The organism is Gilliamella sp. BG3 (assembly GCF_046635605.1).
Classification (GTDB): domain Bacteria; phylum Pseudomonadota; class Gammaproteobacteria; order Enterobacterales; family Orbaceae; genus Gilliamella; species Gilliamella bombi.
In genome coordinates this window covers 1-2,029 of record NZ_JBIDFE010000055.1, presented here as the reverse complement: position 1 = coordinate 2,029, position 2,029 = coordinate 1, and the positions used below count along the sequence as shown (strand labels likewise).

Genomic DNA, 2,029 nt, shown 5'->3' with positions numbered 1-2,029 from the left:
TAGATACGATAAGTTAGAAAGGAATTATGCCAGTATGGTATCACTGGCATTTATGTTAATGTGGCTGCCAATGTATTATTGAGTAATTTATGTACAGCAAAGTTCAACAGCCCCTAATCAATTACAATTAATTTTTTAATTATTTATAACTATCCTTTACCTAAATTCACTCCTAATTTGAAATACCTATAAACTTAAATAAAAGACATTAATTCAATGTATTCCACTAATTTGATAATTAAAATCCATTTAAAAAAAATTTTTTGAATCTTTTTTTGATTTTGTCGACTCTTTATTAGAGTAGTTCATTATTAAATCTAATTTTAAAGAGGAAAAAAATATGAGTTTAAAAAAAAATATTCCAAGTTTTGAGCGTTTATGTCGAATTATTATTGGTGCCTGTATTGCTTATTTAGGCTTTCTTTTTGCTCCAACAGCCCTAGTAATGTGGATTTCTATCGCAACAGGAATAATTCTGGTTTGTACTGGAACTATAGGATTTTGCCCTATGCGTTCAATTATGAAAAGAAAAATAAACTAACTAAAAAATCCACTCGCTACTTCCTTGATGTAATGATGAATAACTGTTTACTTTGAGGAAGTACATATTACAGGATATCTCTCATTGATATCACAATTAAGAGAAAAATGTAAATGAAATTTAAATTAAATAATTTTAAGAGGTAATGTCATGTTTAGAAGTAGTTCTGTATTAAGGCATTTACTACGAGGATGTATTGGATTTGGTTTGCTCGGTTTAACAATATATCTGTTCATTCAAGGTGCTGTCTGGAGCGTTTTATTGGGACTTGTATCGGCTGTTTTAGGGTTTGTTGTATTAAGAGGATGCCCTGCCTGTTGGGTAATTGGTCTCATAATGACTATAACCAATCCAGGTAAAACATGTATTCCCTGTACAAAAAAAGATGAATCAATTTCAACAGACTTAAAGTGAAAATAGCTCAATGTGTGAATTTGTTATGTTGCATGGTTACTGCCCCTAGCTTGCTAGGGGATAAGTATCTAATCAAGTTAAATCATATTTTCTTTAATGCCATTTGTATTCATTACCATAAATAGTTCCTTTATAATTGTGAATATTAATATATAAAGCATTCATAATTACTATTTCAGTGTGAATGACCACTAATCTCTAATTTTTTTCGTATAATATTTCTAGCTCTGTGAAGTCTACTTTTCACTGCTTCTGGGCTAATTTCAAGCATATTAGACACTTCATAAGTTGATAATTCTCTGATATCTCTAAGAATTATTACACTTCGATAAGTATAGGGAAGAGAAATTATTGCTTTAGTTAAGTCAATTTTTAATATTGATTCATCAGCTATAGAGTTACTAGTTCCAAATAGCTCTTCCATATCATCAGGATCCATTGCGAATGTTTTGTTATTTGAACGAAATATTCTGTAGCATTCTCGCTCAATAATGCGAAACAACCACGCTGGCAGTGCGGAAATAGTTCGCAAAACACCTATTTTTTTATATAAAACCCAGAGTGCCACTTGTACTGCATCTTCTGCGTCTTCAGCAGTGGAACAAACTTTTCTTGAAAAGCGATTTAGATCTGGTTGGCATTTTTCGAGTAATTTAGCCATAGCAACTTCATTACCTGAACTGGCCTGTAAAATGAGATTATCATCAATTTTTTTCATTATTTTTTCCTCCACTATATAAAAGAGGTTTGAAGGTATGAAAAGGATTCAAATAATTTTAAATATTTTTGTAACTATCCCCTAAAATAGTACAGCAAAAAAGTAGAAAATTCTCTATGATAAAAGTAAAAGGGAATTTAATTATGAAAAAAATGGCTGAACATCAAATCGTGGCTATTTTAAAAGATGATCCTCGCCAAAAAAGTGGACAAAATTCGCCTCTATGATATAAACAAAAATCATAGGAGACAAATATCATGGTCAAAAAATTTAGTATCTAATTCAAACAACAATCAGTGGATTATGCGTTATCTAATGCACACCTTTCTATCAGCGAACTTGCCAACCATCTAGGT

3 protein-coding genes and 1 pseudogene are annotated in these 2,029 nt (G+C 30.8%); 3 read left to right on the top strand and 1 reads right to left on the bottom strand.

The genetic code is table 11. The features are described from left to right. The 3 genes and pseudogenes from ACGH6S_RS12120 to ACGH6S_RS12110 all read left to right on the top strand — a co-directional run. Nucleotides 1-82, top strand: a pseudogene (locus tag ACGH6S_RS12120) (IS5/IS1182 family transposase); the annotation flags it as partial. Between the two features lie 258 nt (nucleotides 83-340). Further along, nucleotides 341-541: a DUF2892 domain-containing protein gene (locus ACGH6S_RS12115; protein ID WP_411578400.1), complete on the top strand. Its 201-nt coding sequence runs from the start codon at nucleotides 341-343 to the stop codon at nucleotides 539-541. A 150-nt stretch (nucleotides 542-691) separates the two neighbouring features. Continuing rightward, nucleotides 692-955, top strand: coding sequence for a hypothetical protein (locus ACGH6S_RS12110; RefSeq protein WP_065590236.1), 264 nt, complete (start codon nucleotides 692-694; stop codon nucleotides 953-955). 175 nt (nucleotides 956-1,130) lie between these two features. Here ACGH6S_RS12110 and ACGH6S_RS12105 read toward each other — a convergent pair whose 3' ends face one another. Beyond that, a complete protein-coding gene (locus ACGH6S_RS12105) occupies nucleotides 1,131-1,673 on the bottom strand; it encodes an RNA polymerase sigma factor (protein WP_411578401.1) in 543 nt (180 codons plus the stop codon). Between the last annotated feature and the right edge of the window lie 356 nt (nucleotides 1,674-2,029).